The organism is Alphaproteobacteria bacterium (genome assembly GCA_030680745.1).
Classification (GTDB): domain Bacteria; phylum Pseudomonadota; class Alphaproteobacteria; order JAUXUR01; family JAUXUR01; genus JAUXUR01.
The window spans coordinates 25,942-40,575 of the sequence record JAUXUR010000043.1; the positions used below are offsets into that span (position 1 = coordinate 25,942).

The 14,634-nt window shown below is 34.2% G+C and carries 15 protein-coding genes and 1 tRNA gene; 8 read left to right on the plus strand and 8 right to left on the minus strand.

Annotation, left to right across the window (positions count from 1 at the left end):
• Nucleotides 1–114: 114 nt before the first annotated feature.
• From infC to Q8L85_04060, 4 genes are all read right to left on the minus strand, one after another.
• Nucleotides 115–654: a translation initiation factor IF-3 gene (infC, locus tag Q8L85_04045; protein MDP1723853.1), complete on the minus strand. Its 540-nt coding sequence runs from the start codon at nucleotides 652–654 to the stop codon at nucleotides 115–117.
• 44 nt (nucleotides 655–698) lie between these two features.
• Entirely contained in the window at nucleotides 699–2,618 is a 1,920-nt protein-coding gene (gene thrS, locus Q8L85_04050) for a threonine--tRNA ligase (GenBank protein ID MDP1723854.1), read from the minus strand.
• Nucleotides 2,619–2,730: 112 nt separating this feature from the next.
• Nucleotides 2,731–3,654: an NAD-dependent epimerase/dehydratase family protein gene (locus Q8L85_04055; GenBank protein ID MDP1723855.1), complete on the minus strand. Its 924-nt coding sequence runs from the start codon at nucleotides 3,652–3,654 to the stop codon at nucleotides 2,731–2,733.
• Nucleotides 3,651–4,433: a uracil-DNA glycosylase gene (locus tag Q8L85_04060; protein MDP1723856.1), complete on the minus strand. Its 783-nt coding sequence runs from the start codon at nucleotides 4,431–4,433 to the stop codon at nucleotides 3,651–3,653. Before Q8L85_04060 ends, Q8L85_04055 begins: the two co-directional genes overlap by 4 nt.
• A gap of 35 nt (nucleotides 4,434–4,468) precedes the next feature.
• On the opposite strand from Q8L85_04060, the gene Q8L85_04065 reads away from it, so the two are divergent.
• The 4 genes from Q8L85_04065 (at nucleotide 4,469) to Q8L85_04080 (ending at nucleotide 7,755) form a co-directional block, all read left to right on the plus strand.
• Nucleotides 4,469–5,668, plus strand: a complete 1,200-nt coding sequence (locus tag Q8L85_04065; GenBank protein MDP1723857.1) for an MFS transporter — start codon at nucleotides 4,469–4,471, stop codon at nucleotides 5,666–5,668.
• A 65-nt stretch (nucleotides 5,669–5,733) separates the two neighbouring features.
• Complete coding sequence (locus Q8L85_04070; protein MDP1723858.1) at nucleotides 5,734–5,988, plus strand: hypothetical protein; 255 nt, start codon at nucleotides 5,734–5,736, stop codon at nucleotides 5,986–5,988.
• Between the two features lie 212 nt (nucleotides 5,989–6,200).
• On the plus strand, nucleotides 6,201–7,166 hold the full coding sequence (locus tag Q8L85_04075; protein ID MDP1723859.1) for a hypothetical protein: 966 nt from the start codon (nucleotides 6,201–6,203) through the stop codon (nucleotides 7,164–7,166).
• A gap of 55 nt (nucleotides 7,167–7,221) precedes the next feature.
• Nucleotides 7,222–7,755, plus strand: a complete 534-nt coding sequence (locus Q8L85_04080; GenBank protein MDP1723860.1) for a GNAT family N-acetyltransferase — start codon at nucleotides 7,222–7,224, stop codon at nucleotides 7,753–7,755.
• A gap of 30 nt (nucleotides 7,756–7,785) precedes the next feature.
• On the opposite strand, the gene Q8L85_04085 is transcribed toward Q8L85_04080, so the two are convergent.
• Genes Q8L85_04085 through Q8L85_04095 form a run of 3 tightly spaced genes read right to left on the minus strand, consistent with a single transcriptional unit; the run spans nucleotide 7,786 to nucleotide 9,933 of the window.
• A complete protein-coding gene (locus Q8L85_04085; GenBank protein MDP1723861.1) occupies nucleotides 7,786–8,700 on the minus strand; it encodes a hypothetical protein in 915 nt (304 codons plus the stop codon).
• Nucleotides 8,701–8,760: 60 nt separating this feature from the next.
• Nucleotides 8,761–9,660 (minus strand): folate-binding protein, encoded by a 900-nt coding sequence (locus Q8L85_04090; protein MDP1723862.1) that lies wholly within the window; start codon nucleotides 9,658–9,660, stop codon nucleotides 8,761–8,763.
• Between the two features lie 27 nt (nucleotides 9,661–9,687).
• Nucleotides 9,688–9,933 carry a hypothetical protein gene (locus Q8L85_04095; GenBank protein MDP1723863.1) on the minus strand — a complete coding sequence of 82 codons (246 nt, stop codon included), beginning with the start codon at nucleotides 9,931–9,933 and terminating at the stop codon, nucleotides 9,688–9,690.
• Nucleotides 9,934–10,110: 177 nt separating this feature from the next.
• On the opposite strand from Q8L85_04095, the gene zwf reads away from it, so the two are divergent.
• From zwf to rsmD, 4 genes are all read left to right on the plus strand, one after another.
• Complete coding sequence (gene zwf, locus Q8L85_04100) at nucleotides 10,111–11,574, plus strand: glucose-6-phosphate dehydrogenase (protein ID MDP1723864.1); 1,464 nt, start codon at nucleotides 10,111–10,113, stop codon at nucleotides 11,572–11,574.
• Nucleotides 11,574–12,239, plus strand: a complete 666-nt coding sequence (gene pgl / locus Q8L85_04105) for a 6-phosphogluconolactonase (GenBank protein ID MDP1723865.1) — start codon at nucleotides 11,574–11,576, stop codon at nucleotides 12,237–12,239. The genes zwf and pgl overlap by 1 nt, the downstream gene beginning before the upstream one ends.
• Before the next feature lie 68 nt (nucleotides 12,240–12,307).
• Nucleotides 12,308–12,383, plus strand: a tRNA-Lys gene (locus tag Q8L85_04110).
• Nucleotides 12,384–12,508: 125 nt separating this feature from the next.
• On the plus strand, nucleotides 12,509–13,084 hold the full coding sequence (gene rsmD / locus Q8L85_04115; GenBank protein MDP1723866.1) for a 16S rRNA (guanine(966)-N(2))-methyltransferase RsmD: 576 nt from the start codon (nucleotides 12,509–12,511) through the stop codon (nucleotides 13,082–13,084).
• 23 nt (nucleotides 13,085–13,107) lie between these two features.
• Here the strand turns inward: rsmD and xseA are convergent, their stop codons facing one another.
• On the minus strand, nucleotides 13,108–14,580 hold the full coding sequence (gene xseA / locus Q8L85_04120; GenBank protein ID MDP1723867.1) for an exodeoxyribonuclease VII large subunit: 1,473 nt from the start codon (nucleotides 14,578–14,580) through the stop codon (nucleotides 13,108–13,110).
• Between the last annotated feature and the right edge of the window lie 54 nt (nucleotides 14,581–14,634).

A 14,634-nucleotide genomic window follows, 5' to 3' on the forward strand; every position in this document is an offset into this window, starting at 1 on the left:
TATAGTGTTATCGCTTTAGGTTAAGAGAAGGAATGATAAGTCAAGTGTAGTCCTTCCTACATGAACGAAGAATAACGCTCTATTAACCTAAATGGACAATACTATAAAATATCTTTAAACCTTAGGCGACAACATCATCACGATTTGTTTACCTTCGATTTTAGGATTTTGCTCAACTTTTGCAATTTCAGTAAGATCTTCTTGAAGGCGTTCTAAAAGCTTGAGGCCAATTTCATGGTGCGCCATTTCACGTCCTCTGAAACGCATCGTGACTTTAACTTTGTCACCTTCTTCTAAAAAGCGTTCAATAGCTTTACGTTTAACCATATAATCATTGGAATCAGTCACGGGACGAAATTTAATTTCTTTAATCGTGATAACTTTTTGATTTTTCTTTGCTTCAACACGCTTTTTTTGTGCTTGATACTTAAATTTACCATAATCTAAAATTTTACAAACGGGTGGATCCGTTTGTGGGGAAACTTCAACTAAATCAAGCCCTAAACGTTGCGCATGTTTTACGCCGTCTTCAACACTCATAACGCCAAGCATTGTACCTTCAGGATCAATAACACGTACTTGACGTGCTCGAATTTCCCTATTGACACGGTACCCTTCATTGGGTGGTGTCTGATTCCCAGTTTGTGGTTTTATGTAACTTCTCCATTAAACATTAATACGAATAAAAACCTTCTACCTTAATTATTCACATAAGGTGGTTGGCTTTCAATATATATTCTCTCAATTGCCACATCTAATGCAAGGATTTCTTGCGCAGTGGATCCAAGTTTTCGTATAGCAACTGTTTTTTCAGCAGCTTCTTTTTTACCAATCACAAAAATGTAGGGCATTTTAGCCAAACTATGCTCACGTATTTTATAATTAATTTTCTCATTACGCAAATCAAGTTCTGCGCGAATACCTTTATGTTGTAGCGCGTGATACACAATACGTGCCGCATCATCTTCAACGCTGGTTAAAGACGTCACCATGACTTGACATGGACTTAACCAAAGTGGAAATTTACCTGCATATTGCTCAATCAACACACCGATGAAACGTTCTAATGATCCTAAAATAGCACGATGCAATAAAACAGGCACATGTTTTTTACCATCTTCACCAATATAAGTGGCGCCTAATCGTTCTGGTAAAATAAAATCAACTTGTAACGTGCCTAATTGCCAATCACGGCCGATCGCATCCTTTAACACAAACTCAAGTTTTGGCCCATAAAAAGCGCCCTCACCTGGATTAAGTGTATAATCAAGACCTACATCTTCAATAGCCGTTTTTAACGCATTTTCAGCCTGATCCCAGACTTCATCACTACCTGCGCGCGTCTCAGGACGATCTGAAAATTTAATACGCGGTGACGGGAATCCCATATCTTCATAAACTTTAGCCAAAAGCGCACAGAACTTTTTTGTTTCTGACGTAATTTGTTCAGGTGTACAAAAAATATGGGCGTCATCTTGCGTCATCGCACGAACACGTAATAATCCATGTAAAGCACCTGACGCTTCATTCCTGTGACATAAACCAAATTCGGATAAACGTAAAGGAAGGTCACGATAACTTTTAAGGCCTTGTTTAAAAATCTGAATAGCGCCTGGGCAAGACATAGGCTTAACTGCAAAAGTTTTATGTTCAACTTCAGATATAAACATATGTTCTTGGAATTTGTCCCAATGGCCTGAAGCTACCCAAAATGCTTTATCTAAAAGTTGCGGTGTATTTATTTCTTTATAATCAGCTTCTTTAAGGCGGTGTCGTATGTAAGTTTGCAATAATGTAAAGATTGTCCAGCCTTTAGGATGCCAGAAAACAACACCAGGACCTTCCTCTTGCATATGGAAAAGAGACATTTCACGACCTAAACGGCGATGATCCCGTTTTTCCGCTTCTTCGATTTGATGTAAATAATCATCAAGTTCTTTTTGGCTTGGCCAAACTGTCCCATAGATTCGTTGTAATTGTGGATTTTTAGGGTCACCGCGCCAATAAGCACCTGCGAGCTTCGTTAATTTAAAGGCAGTGCCCACTTTACTTGTTGAAGGAAAATGCGGCCCACGGCATAAATCGATAAAATTACCTTGTCTGTATAATGAAATATCTTCATGCTCTGGTAAATCACGAATGATATCTGCTTTAAATTTTTCGCCTTCTTTTTCAAAGAAATCGATGGCTTTATTACGTGGCCAAACTTCACGGCTTAATTTTTCGTCTCGCTTAACAATATCGCGCATACGTTCTTCAATTTTAAGAAGATCTTCAGGCGTGAAAGATGTTTCACGATAAAAATCGTAATAAAAACCATTCTCAATAGCAGGCCCAATGGTTATTTGTGTTTCAGGAAAAAGCTCCTTAACAGCTTCTGCGATCACATGTGCTGCATCATGTCGCAACGTCTCAAGCGCTTCAGGATGCGTAATCGTCAAAATTTCGATGGTGCCATTCGTCGTGAGCTGGGTCGAAAGATCGCGTAAGGTGCCATTAAATTTCATAAGAACAGCAGCCTTAGAAAGGCTTTGACTTAAATTTTTGGCAATTTCAAATCCGCTTATACCTTCTGGGTATTCACGTTGAGATCCATCTGGAAACGAAAGTGTAATCATGGCTTCCTTCAAAACAGCTTCAAGCATATGGGCCTACATCTGTAAGATAATTTAGAATATACATACTGTAACAAAAAAAACGTAAAAATAGGAGTATTAAATACATATTTTATCAGAAAGATTGAACCATTTTTTTAATACCATCCTGATATGAAAAGGAGGGAGCCCATTTTAAGGCATCACGGATAGGCGTATCATCAAAAACTAATTCTTGCATAAATCGTTCTACTTTATGCCCTAATATGGGTGTTTTTATCATCAGATTCAAAAAAAATTCAGGAAAAGCAAATAATTGTGATGGCATATTAAGCGTTTTACACATTTCAGCAATAATCGCATTTAAAGGCAAATCGTAATCTTTTACAAAATAAGTTTTATCCCAAGCATTTGGATTACTAATAAGGTTAAGAATAAGATCCAAAAAATTATCGATTGAAATAAGACTCTTCCTAGTAGCAATAGACTTAAAGGGTAAAGGAATTTTTTTTTGAACTAATTTTACAAGTGTTTCTAAATTACCTTTAACATGAGGACCATAAATTAAGGGAGGTCTTAATATTGTGATTTTCATATCTTTTATAGATCTTAAATATTCTTCAGCCTTATATTTACTCTCACCGTAAAAAGACCACCTTAATCTCAAAGACGACAATAATTCAGTTTGAGGCAATGATAAATCAAAAGGATATGCTGCAACAGAGCTTATAAAAATAAAATGTTTTACATTTTGAACAAGTGCCGCATCTACAATTTTTTTCGTTATTGCGTAATTGGTATCAAAATATAATTTTTGCGTTTCAAAATTGTTTTTATCATTCATTTGATGAACGCGTGCAGCGCAATGAATAATTGTTTTTTTATCTTTTAAAATCGCATTCCATTTTTGCTGATCATGAAAATCAGGCATAATTAATTGCTGAAAAGTACTTGTTGTTTTTTGACGCTGAACACCATAAACATCGTAACCAGAACGCGTTAAAAATTCGGCCAAAGGTTTGCCAAAAAAACCATTGCTCCCTGTAACTATTATACTCACTTGGAACTTTCCATTTCAAAAATTTTTGATTTTAATAACAAAAGATCGCGCCAAGATAATTGCTTATTTTGTGGTGAAGTTAATAAACTTGATGGATGAAAACTAGGCAAAATTATAATATCTGGATTTAGCGGATAAGGATGAAATTTACCGCGCAATTGTGTAATTCCCTGGGGTTTGTTAAGAAGCGCATTTGTAGCAATTGCACCCAATGTTACAATAATTTTAGGATTAATAAGCTTTATCATTTGGTGTATGAAATTAAGCGCTTCTTCAATTTCTTTCGGGTTGAATTGATAGTTTTGAGGTTTGTGCCAAAAAGTAACATTGCTCATAAAACAATTGCTACGCGTAACGTTAATGAACCCCAGCATCCGGTCCAACAATTGGCCCACTATACCCATAAAAGGTTTGCCTGATTGCACATCATCAAAACTTGGTGCATCGCCTAAAATGAGCAAATCGGCATTGGGATTTCCATCTCCAAAAACAAAGGTTGTTTCTGATTTTTCAAAAGAATTAGCTTTGAATTGTAAAAGCTGTTTTTTAAGTTCGTCAATATCTTGAGCAGGATTAAGGATTTTAACAGGTATTATTTTAATATGATCAACAATTGGTTCAATATGTATTATTTCTTTTTTAGATTGAAAAGTATAATTTTTTTTGTTCTGCGGAATGGATGTAATAATTTCATTAATTTGCAAAATTTCATCATAAAAATGCAAAAGATTTGCACATTTTTTTGCTATCATATTGTTTGACATGGGTGTAGAATTCACTAAAATTGTTTTCCTTTGTATTTTAGAGCATTATCATGGATCAAGCACAAGACATAAAATTTTCATACATTCTACCACTTCTGATGTTTGTCGTAATGTGCTGCGTCTTCTCAATTGATATTTATATCCCAAGTTTACCGCAAATGGTAAGTTTTTTTGCAACAACTCAAGAAAAAGTACAATTTACAATCACGGCAGGGATGCTTGGATCAACTGTTTTAACAATTTTTATTGGTCCTTTATCAGATGCTTTTGGTAGACGACGTTTGATTATTTTTTTTCAATTTTGTTTTGCTTTTATAACCTATCTTGCAAGTCTCGCAACGAGTGTTGAAATGCTCATCGTCGCCCGTGTTTTTCAGGGGATGTCAAACGTTGCAGGCATGGTTTTAAGCTTCGCCATTATTTCTGATGTTTCTCATGGTAAATCTGTTGCTATTCGATTTTCGTATATAACGACGACCATTACAACTTCTCTTGTATTAGCGCCTTTTATCGGCGGAATACTCGCAACTTATAATGATTGGCGTTATTGTTTTTGGTTATTAAGTTTAATGTCCTTCATATCTGCCTTGCTTCTATATTTTTTATTACCTGAAACAAATAAAATAAGAAAACCATTTTCAGTTCTAACAACAACTAAAAACTATCAAAAAATATTTACGCATAAGATTTTTTTAATGATTGTTTTTATCCCCTCTATCATGATTGGGGCACATATCGCCTTTACCGCATCTTCCTCTTTTTACTACAAAGAAGTTCTTAATATCTCGCCTTTTGGTTTCGGTATCTATCAAGCAATTATTATGAGTTCTAATTCAGTTTTTAACTATATTTCTAGTTTTGTTATTCATCGTTGGGGTGAAAAAAGAACGATTGAAATAGGCATGGGTATTACTGTTGTTGGCGCAATTGTTTTTTTAATAATTACCTTCGTCTTACCTTTTTCTGCAATTGCTATAACATCTGCAATGGTTCTTTGCAGTGGAGGCTTAGGGTTTATGCTTTCATCCTTATCCGCTGAGTGCTTTTCACTTTTCAGCAAAGATGCATCTGGCGCTACATCATCTGCTATGTCGCTTATCCGTGGCATTGTATTTGCCTTAATTTTATCAATCACATCCGTTCTTTATGATGGAGAATTAATTGTGCTTTCAGGCTGTATTGCTGTTGTTACGTTTTTGTCTCTATTTTTGTATCTTTTTGTCCTTAAATTAAAAAGAAATCAAACGTAATTTTTATTCTTTTTTAATTTTTTCTAGGTACAATTGTATAAAAGACATGTATCATGGTGAATTAAATGAGAGCATTTTATACAATTATCATTCTTTCAGTTTCATGCATTAGTTTCTCGTATGCTGATGAATGCAGTAATATTAAAGCTAAAATTCAAAACATTAGACAAGAACGAGAAAGAATCGTGCAAAGAATGCGTAATGATATTTCTGACCAAGATTTAGAAGAATTTCGTAAAAAACTAAAAGATTTAGAGCGCGAACGTCAAGATCTAGTCGCTAGAGGATTTGAGCAAAATTGTTTTGTATGGGAAGGCTGATAATAAATAGTCATTTAACTATAGTGTTATCGCTTTAGGTTAAGAGAAGGAATGATGAGTGAAGTGTAGTCTCTTCCTACATGAACGAAGAATGACGCTCTATTAACCTAAATGAATAATGTTATAAAATAATAAAACTTGATCAACACTCTCTAACATGGAAGAATTATAAAAGAATAAGTTTTATCTAAATAAATCTTAAAGGTCAAGGAATGCGTCTATTTTTTTATCTATTAACGTTATGTTACTTTCTTAATAATCCCTCTATGCTTTATGCAAGTGGATCTTCGGATGATGATGAGCCGTTTTTTAGCCCCTATGATGGATCTGATATTGAAAGTGATGATACTGTAAAAATTTATAGCAGTGATTCTGAAACGGGTGAAGAAACACCCAAAAATAATGCTTATTTACACCTTATTAACAATTTATTTCACATTGAAAGACTAGCTAGATCTGCAGATTTGCCACAAAAAAATGCTCAATCAAACTTTTTTCCTGATAATGAAAAAATTTATAATTTTTTAAAACAAACCGCAACAATAAATGATATTCTTACTGATAAATCAAATCATGAAAGACTCAACGAAAACTTCCCCGATAATTCTCATGAAGTAGAAAATTACTACGGATTTCTTTTAAAGTTTTTTAATATATATCCTTATAGCATCCGATTTGAAATAAACACTTTTAAACAAATTCTTAATTCAATATTCAATATTCTCCCAATAGAATCACAAACTTATTTAATACAAAATACACAATTAGATTCATTAACTTTAGATAGGGTGGTCTTAAAACTTGAGGAAGCAAAAGAGATAAACATTACTAAAAATCAATTTATCAAAGAATTAGAAATTATTAATCAAATTTTAATTCAATCAAGTGTTTTTTTTCATGCTCTTTTAGAAAGTGAAACCCCTCTACAATTTAATGAACGAGAAACTTCTTCAGAAGAGGATCAACTTCTTGCTAATGCAATAATACTTGGATTTGCTGAAGAAGACGGAGATGCTGACGACGAATCAGTTTTTAGAAACCTTTCTTCAGATGATGAAGATACTTTGAAAGCTAGAGATATAATTCATAGGTTTACAAAAGAAAACACACATTCTGATAATGAAGATATAGACGCTACTACAATCAGATTTTTAGATCAACAAGATGAAGAATTTTAGTAAAATATCTCAACTTATAATTAATTTTATTTTCAAATAAGTCATGAATAATCATATGAAATCACAATCGATTGAAATCAAACCTTTTTCTAAACACCATATTCCTGAAATTGTTTCAAGTTTTGAAGCACATCATTGGCCAAAACCCATTGAAACATTTGAAACTTATTGTAACGAACAAGAAAAGGGTGAACGTTTAATATGGCTCGCTTATTATAACAATTTATTTGCGGGCTACATCACGCTTAAATTTGAATCTTATTACAAACCCTTTCATGATAAAAATATCCCTGAAATAATGGACCTCAATGTATTACCGCCTTTTAGAAATAAAGGAATAGGATCAACTTTATTAGATCACGCAGAAAATAAGGCTTTTAAAAAAAGTAATATCATTGGCTTAGGTGTTGGTCTTTACAAAGATTATGGTTCTGCTCAAAAAATATATGTGAAACGTGGATATATTCCAGATGGTTTAGGCGTGACATATAATTATCATCCTATAATGCCTGGAAGCAATGTCTGTCTTGATGATGATCTGATTTTATGGTTTACGAAAAAAGAGGCCAAAGGCCCCTTTTTTATATAATACCTTCCAAAAGAAGACGATTAGTTTAAACTATTCTGCACTTGATTCAGATTCTACAAAAGAAACTGGTGCAGATGCTGAAGTTTCAGGCATCTCCTCTCCCAATGGCATTGCTTGGGGCATAACTTGAGGCACCCCTTGTGGCATTTCCATAGGAATTCCTTGAGGCATACCATCATGTTGTTTTCCTTGAAGCATACCTTCAATTCCTTTAGAAAGACCTTGAACATCTGTTGAAAGTTTACTTAAATTCAACGTATCAATGATAGCGGACACAGATTTGTAACGATTTTTAAGTTTTTCTTTAAATTCAGGTGAATCAAATTTAACTGTTAATTGAAGCGCTGTTAATTCTTCTTCAACAAGTTTCGTCAATTCTTGTCCTTTTTTGATCCATTCTTTTGGGTTTTGTTGTAATGCAAATCCCATTCCAAGGCCAATAATCTCTTGAGTGTATTGCGCAAGAACAGCAGGATCTTTAAGTGCACTGAAAAGAGGTCCTAAAATCCAAGTGAGCATAAAATCATATTGTTTTTGCATAACAGGTTTTTGATAAATTTCAATAAGCTCTTTTAATTCAGCTTCTGTAAAATGCTTTGCAGCTTCTGCAATCATCGGTTTTTTAATAACATTCATCACAGGTTGAATAAATTGCATCAAATATTCATTAGCCTTCGCCAAAGTTTTATCGAATGGTTTTGCAGGCATATCCAGCCCTTTAAACTCTTCTTCTAGGGGGGCTAAAAATTTACGAATGTCTGGAAATGTTAGTAATTTTGAAACTTCTAAAAATTTATCAGCCAATTGAACCTTAGAACCAGTTGATTCAGCTATCTCTGTTTTAGCATTTGCAGGCGCATCTTTGCTGCCCATCGCATTGCTTTGATTTATTGATGTAAAAGTTAAAAGTGAAAAACATATGATGGATGTTAACTTACGGTTCATTTGGCTCTCCTTAAGAAATATACGTCATGTTAAAAGATATAGTTTTTTTGTCAACGTTTATTAAAAATCTTCACTTAAATTAAACTTCATCCATTCTGGTATAAAAGGATGAATTATTGTGCCTGAAGATTTTATTACACCTTTATTGTTGATAAGCTCTTTAAGATATTCCAATCTAAAAAGGCCTAACCCTATGTTAGAACTGACTGATTTTATTTCACCTGCACTATTTTCAAGAAGATGCACAACATCACCTATAATGGGCGTTGTACCGATATAAGAAAAAGGTAAAAGTCTTTTACGCACCAATCCCCTATATTTAGTTCTTGCCGTTAGTTCTTGTCCTAAATAGCACCCTTTTTCCCAATCAATTGCACCCATGTCGTCAAAACCATTTTCAAGTAAAATAGCCTTTCCTGATTGTAGATCGCGTGCGCCATCAGGAATACCCAATTTCATACGATGTTCATCATAATCGTCGAGTGATTTTTCCATAAAGGAATTTTGTTTTAAAAGGGCATCATTTTCTAAATAAGCACGCCCACCGAGCATATTTAATCTAGGATCTTTAAAAATGACCCCTTCGCTTATTTCTAAAATCGTTTGATTATCAGCAAAATTAAATAGATGTGACCAATTTTCACCCCATATTGCATATATCTGATGGGATTCAATAGGTTGTAATATAACTTTTTGTCTTAATTTATAAAGGGTCAATTTTTTCTTGAAATCTTCAAAACTTTCTTTGAAAGAATCCATCCAAATGTCACCTTGAAACAATGTGATCAATAGATCTTCTAAAAATTTACCCTGAGGTGTCAAAAAAGCCGCATAAATTGGCTTCTGTTGGGTTAAAATACGCGCGTCATTACTTATAAGACCCTGCAAAAATTCAATTGTATCGACACCCGAAATTTTCAGAATTTGTCGATGGTCCAATCGTGTGTAAAATAAGCCCATATTTTTGTAAACTTAATGTCCCGAAAACTATGCAACGATGTTTGGATGAAGTTCGCTCTGAAAGTGATCTATTTGAACTTTAATGTTCTTCTTGACTTGTTGTAAGCGTGCCAATTGCAATTGATTTGAAGGCGACGTTTTAATGAATTTCTGAATTTCTTCATCGATTTTTTTGTAAGAATTTTTTAAAACTGACAGCTTGCGCATAAGATCCTCGCCATCATCTAGAGGCGAAAGCTCAAAAAAAGAAGTCGATTGAACAGATGTTAACATGATATTTTTACCCTTTTTTAACTAATTTGTGGTATCTTTGGTTACAGTGACTCTCTATCCTCATTTGACAATATTTAGAGTTAAAATGCAAGAAAAAAATAAAGACATAATGAAACAGCATTGTTTACACTAATAAAAATTAAATTTTGTTAAAATTACAAGTAATATGGACAAAAAATGGCTTATATTATTCCGATGATTCCTTTTGAAATGCTTGTTTTTGGAGGCGCAGGTGATCTGTCAATGCGTAAACTTATGCCGGCACTTTTCCATCTTCATTGCGATAATCGACTTCCAATTCATGGAAAAGTATATTGCTTAGGCCGCGAAAATTTATCAAAAGAAGATTTTATTCAATCTATTTTTGATATGCATCAACCCCTTTTTACAGAACAAAAAGAAAAAGTTGATTCTTTTTTTGAACGTATTCATTACATTCAATTTGAAGCGCTGAATATTGAATCCTACAAAAAAATTAAAACAATATTATCAAGCGATACTGAACTGGCGCGCATTTTTTATTTAGCAACGCCTTCTTCACTTTTTGGTCCCATTTCGCAGAATATTTCACTTGCGGATTTAATGACTAAAAAATCACGCGTCGTTGTTGAAAAACCTTTGGGCCATGATTTAGCCTCGTTCCAAAAAATAAATAATCTTATTTGTGATGTTTTTCAAGAAAGTCAAATTTACCGTATTGATCATTATTTAGGCAAAGAAACAGTACAGAATTTAATGGCGTTACGTTTTACGAACACACTTTTTGAATCTATGTGGAATCGCTCATACATCAGCCATGTTCAAATTACAGTTGCAGAAACAATTGGTATTGAAGGACGTCATCAGTTTTATGACCAATCAGGCGCCTTACGTGACATGGTTCAAAATCATTTGCTGCAACTTTTATGCTTAGTCGCAATGGAGCCACCATCAAATGCTGAGGCCAATACGATTCGTGACGAAAAGTTACGTGTTCTTAAAGCGCTAAGACCCATTAAAGATCAAGATGTTATTACGCATGTTGTTAGAGCGCAATACAAACAAGGCAACATACAAGATGTAAACGTAAAAGGATATTTGGAAGAGCAAAATATACCCCAAACAAGCACAACCGAAACCTTTATTGCCCTTAAAACCTATATTGATAATTGGCGATGGGCTGGCATTCCTTTTTATCTACGTACAGGTAAACGTTTACATAGTCGATATTCTGAAATTGTCATTCAATTTAAAAAAGTACCACATCTTATTTATCCATCAAGCGTTGGTATTATTGAAGAAAACAGATTAGTGATACGACTTCAACCAGATGAGGGCATCAAATTTAAATTAATGTCTAAGACCCCTGGCCCTGGTATGAATCTGGTGCCCGTATACCTAAATTTAAATTTTGCCGAAACTTTTAATGAGCGTTATCCAGATGCCTATGAACGGCTCATCATGGATGTTGTGCGCGGTATTCCAACCCTATTTATGCGTAAAGATGAGGTTGAAGAAGCATGGAAATGGACTGAAAATATTCTTAATGCCTTTCAAGAATTATCACCACCGCTAAAAACATATCCCGCAGGCACTTGGGGGCCAACATCGTCTATTGCATTGATTGAACGGGATGGGTTTACCTGGCATGAGGACATATAATGCAGATTGTAAAACATTATTTTGATACTGAAGACAAACTTACCCAAAAAATTTATACGGATTTCAAAAAAGAACTTCAAAAAATAAATTCACTCAATCAAGTTGTAGCGCTTGCTGGAGGATCTACACCTGAAAAATTATATACATTATTAAGTCAAGAAGATTGGAATAATGTGTGTTTTACTTTAAGCGACGAAAGACTTCTTGCTCACAATCATATTGGGCGCAATGAAACGTTGCTTTATCAAACACTTTTTAAAAATACCCCTAATCCAGATTTTTTTAGCTTAGCACCTCTTAATTTTAATCAACAAACACTAGAAAAATCATTGAATGAAGAATGGATTCACCAAAACAAAAAACTACATCTTGTTTTGTTAGGCATGGGTGAAGACGGTCATATCGCTTCTCTTTTTCCACCTCAGGAATATGTTAAAAACAACCCAAAAATATTCATTGAAACGAAAGGGCCCATGCCTTTTCCTAATCGCATAGGCTTAAGTTTTAATGCATTATGTGAAACATCTATAATTTTTCTTTTTATAAAAGGCACAAAAAAGAAAGAAATTTTAGAAAAAGCATTGTTAAAAGAAGATTCAAATTTACCCATTTCAATTCTTTTAGCACATAGTAAAAAATCAATTCATGTTTATTGGGCAGAATAAAATATACAGAATAAAACACTATGAAAAAACTAAAATTTAGCATAATATGTCCTTGAATTTAAAGTCACGGGTGCGTAGCTCAGTTGGGAGAGCAGCTGACTCTTAATCAGCGGGTCCTAGGTTCGATCCCTAGTGCGCCCACCATTTTTTCATAAAACATTGCTCGGATTATTTCAAAGTGTGGGTAGGAAGATAAGTGGTGAGCAAACGGAGTGTATTCTTCATACATGAGAGTATAGTAAATCCCGAAATCTGACGCCCTCCACAATTTGAAAGAATTTGAGCATATGAGAATTATAGCAGGCCAATTACGTGGACGACTCCTCGTCTCACCCCAAACTGAATCAATTCGACCCACAAGTGATCGCGTCAGACAAGCAGCTTTCAATATTATTGAACACAAATTAAACTTTTCTTTTGCTGACAAAATTGTATTAGATATTTTTGGCGGCACGGGCGCTCTTGGATTTGAGTCTCTTTCCCGAGGCGCACAATCTGTCATCTATTTCGATACATTAAAAGAAGCACATCTGGTCGCACGTCAAAATGCTGAAAATCTTAAACTTATTGATCAAATAATTTTTCGACAAATGGATGCACTCAATCCACCAATGGCGTCACATCCTGTTGATTTTGTTTTTATAGATCCACCGTATAATATGCAACTCGCTGAAAAAGCACTTGTGGCGTTTAAATCAAAAAATTGGTTTAAGAAAGAAACCTATTTTATGGTCGAGGAATTAAAAAATGTTAATCCCAACTGGCCTAATTTTTTAACACAAATAGACGAACGTGTTTACGGTAAAACAAAAATTATTTTTTTGCAAATTAAAGAAGAAACTTAATTTTTCCAAAGATAACAACATGTTTATTGAACTTTAGCTTTAACTTTTCCATCTTTGAATCGAAGCATTACATTGTCATTTTGTTTAATATTTTCAACGCTTGTAATTGTTTTGTGATCCTGGTTTTCAACGATTACAAATCCGCGGTTAAGTGTATTTTCATAGGAAAGTGTCTTTAATAAAACTGCATTTTGCTGCGTAATATTGATTTTGTCTTTCATCAATTGCGACACGTTTTTTGTCATCGCTTTTTGATAAAGATTTAAATTTTCATGATTTTTTTGGATATTATTAACAATAGAAGAGGGTTTTAAAAATCCTGCAATTTGTTTAAACGCATTTGTTTTAAATGTTATTGTTTTTTCATAAGATTCTTTGAATGTTTTAAATAGATTTTTTGCTTCTTGTTCCATCAATTGCACCTTATGTTTAGGATGTAATATTTTGTGACTAATAGCTTGAAAAGTATTAGTTTTTTCAGCCATTAATAAACGAACAGAATGTTGAAGTTTTTCACTATAGAGATCCAATTTTTGATTTTTTTCATCAAATTTGGATAATACTTGTTTTAAATGTTTTGTAATATTGGTTAAATTTAAAGCGTGAATTTGTACTTTTTTACGTGCAGAATGACTTGCCCTGAATTGTAAATGTACCAATTTTTCATAAAGCTCTTGCCTAACGGGTACTGCCATTTCAGCTGCAGCACTTGGTGTTGGTGCACGCAAATCTGACGCAAAATCAATTAAAGTTGTATCTGTTTCGTGACCAATGGCTGAAATCAAAGGAATGCTTGAATTTGCAGCCGCACGTACTACAATTTCTTCATTAAAGGCCCAAAGATCTTCAATAGAACCACCGCCACGCGCAACAATTAATAAATCGGGTCGTAAGCCGGATGCGGGGCTTAATTGATTAAAGCCGTTGATGGCTGCTGCTATTTGATCTTTTGCACCTTCCCCTTGCACAAGACAGGGCCAAACTAAAACGCGGCTGGGAAAACGATCTTGAATCCTATGCAAAATATCACGAATGACAGAACCTGTTGGCGATGTAATAACACCAATGATTAAAGGCAAAAATGGAATAGGTTTTTTACGTGCTGGATCAAATAATCCTTCAGCGAGTAGTTTTTGCTTTCTTTTTTCAAGCAAAGCAAGAAGAGCGCCCTCACCCGCAAGTTCCATCGAATCAACAATAATTTGATATTTCGACCGTCCAGGAAAAGTTGTAATTTTTCCACGACAAATAACCTCTAACCCATCTTCAGGATTAAAAGGAAATTTAAGGGCCGTACCACGCCAAGCGACCGCATCTAATATCGCGTCTTGATCTTTGAGTGTAAAATAAACATGGCCTGATGTTGCACGTTTAAAACCCGAAATTTCACCCCGGACACGCACTAAAGAAAATTGATCTTCAACGGTTTTTTTGAGTGCAGAAGACAGTTCAGAAACAGAAAAAATAGGAAGATTATGTTCGTTTAAATATAGCATCTAATTTATAATATATCCCTAGCCTAGTAAGATAGTACCAAAATAATACTACAA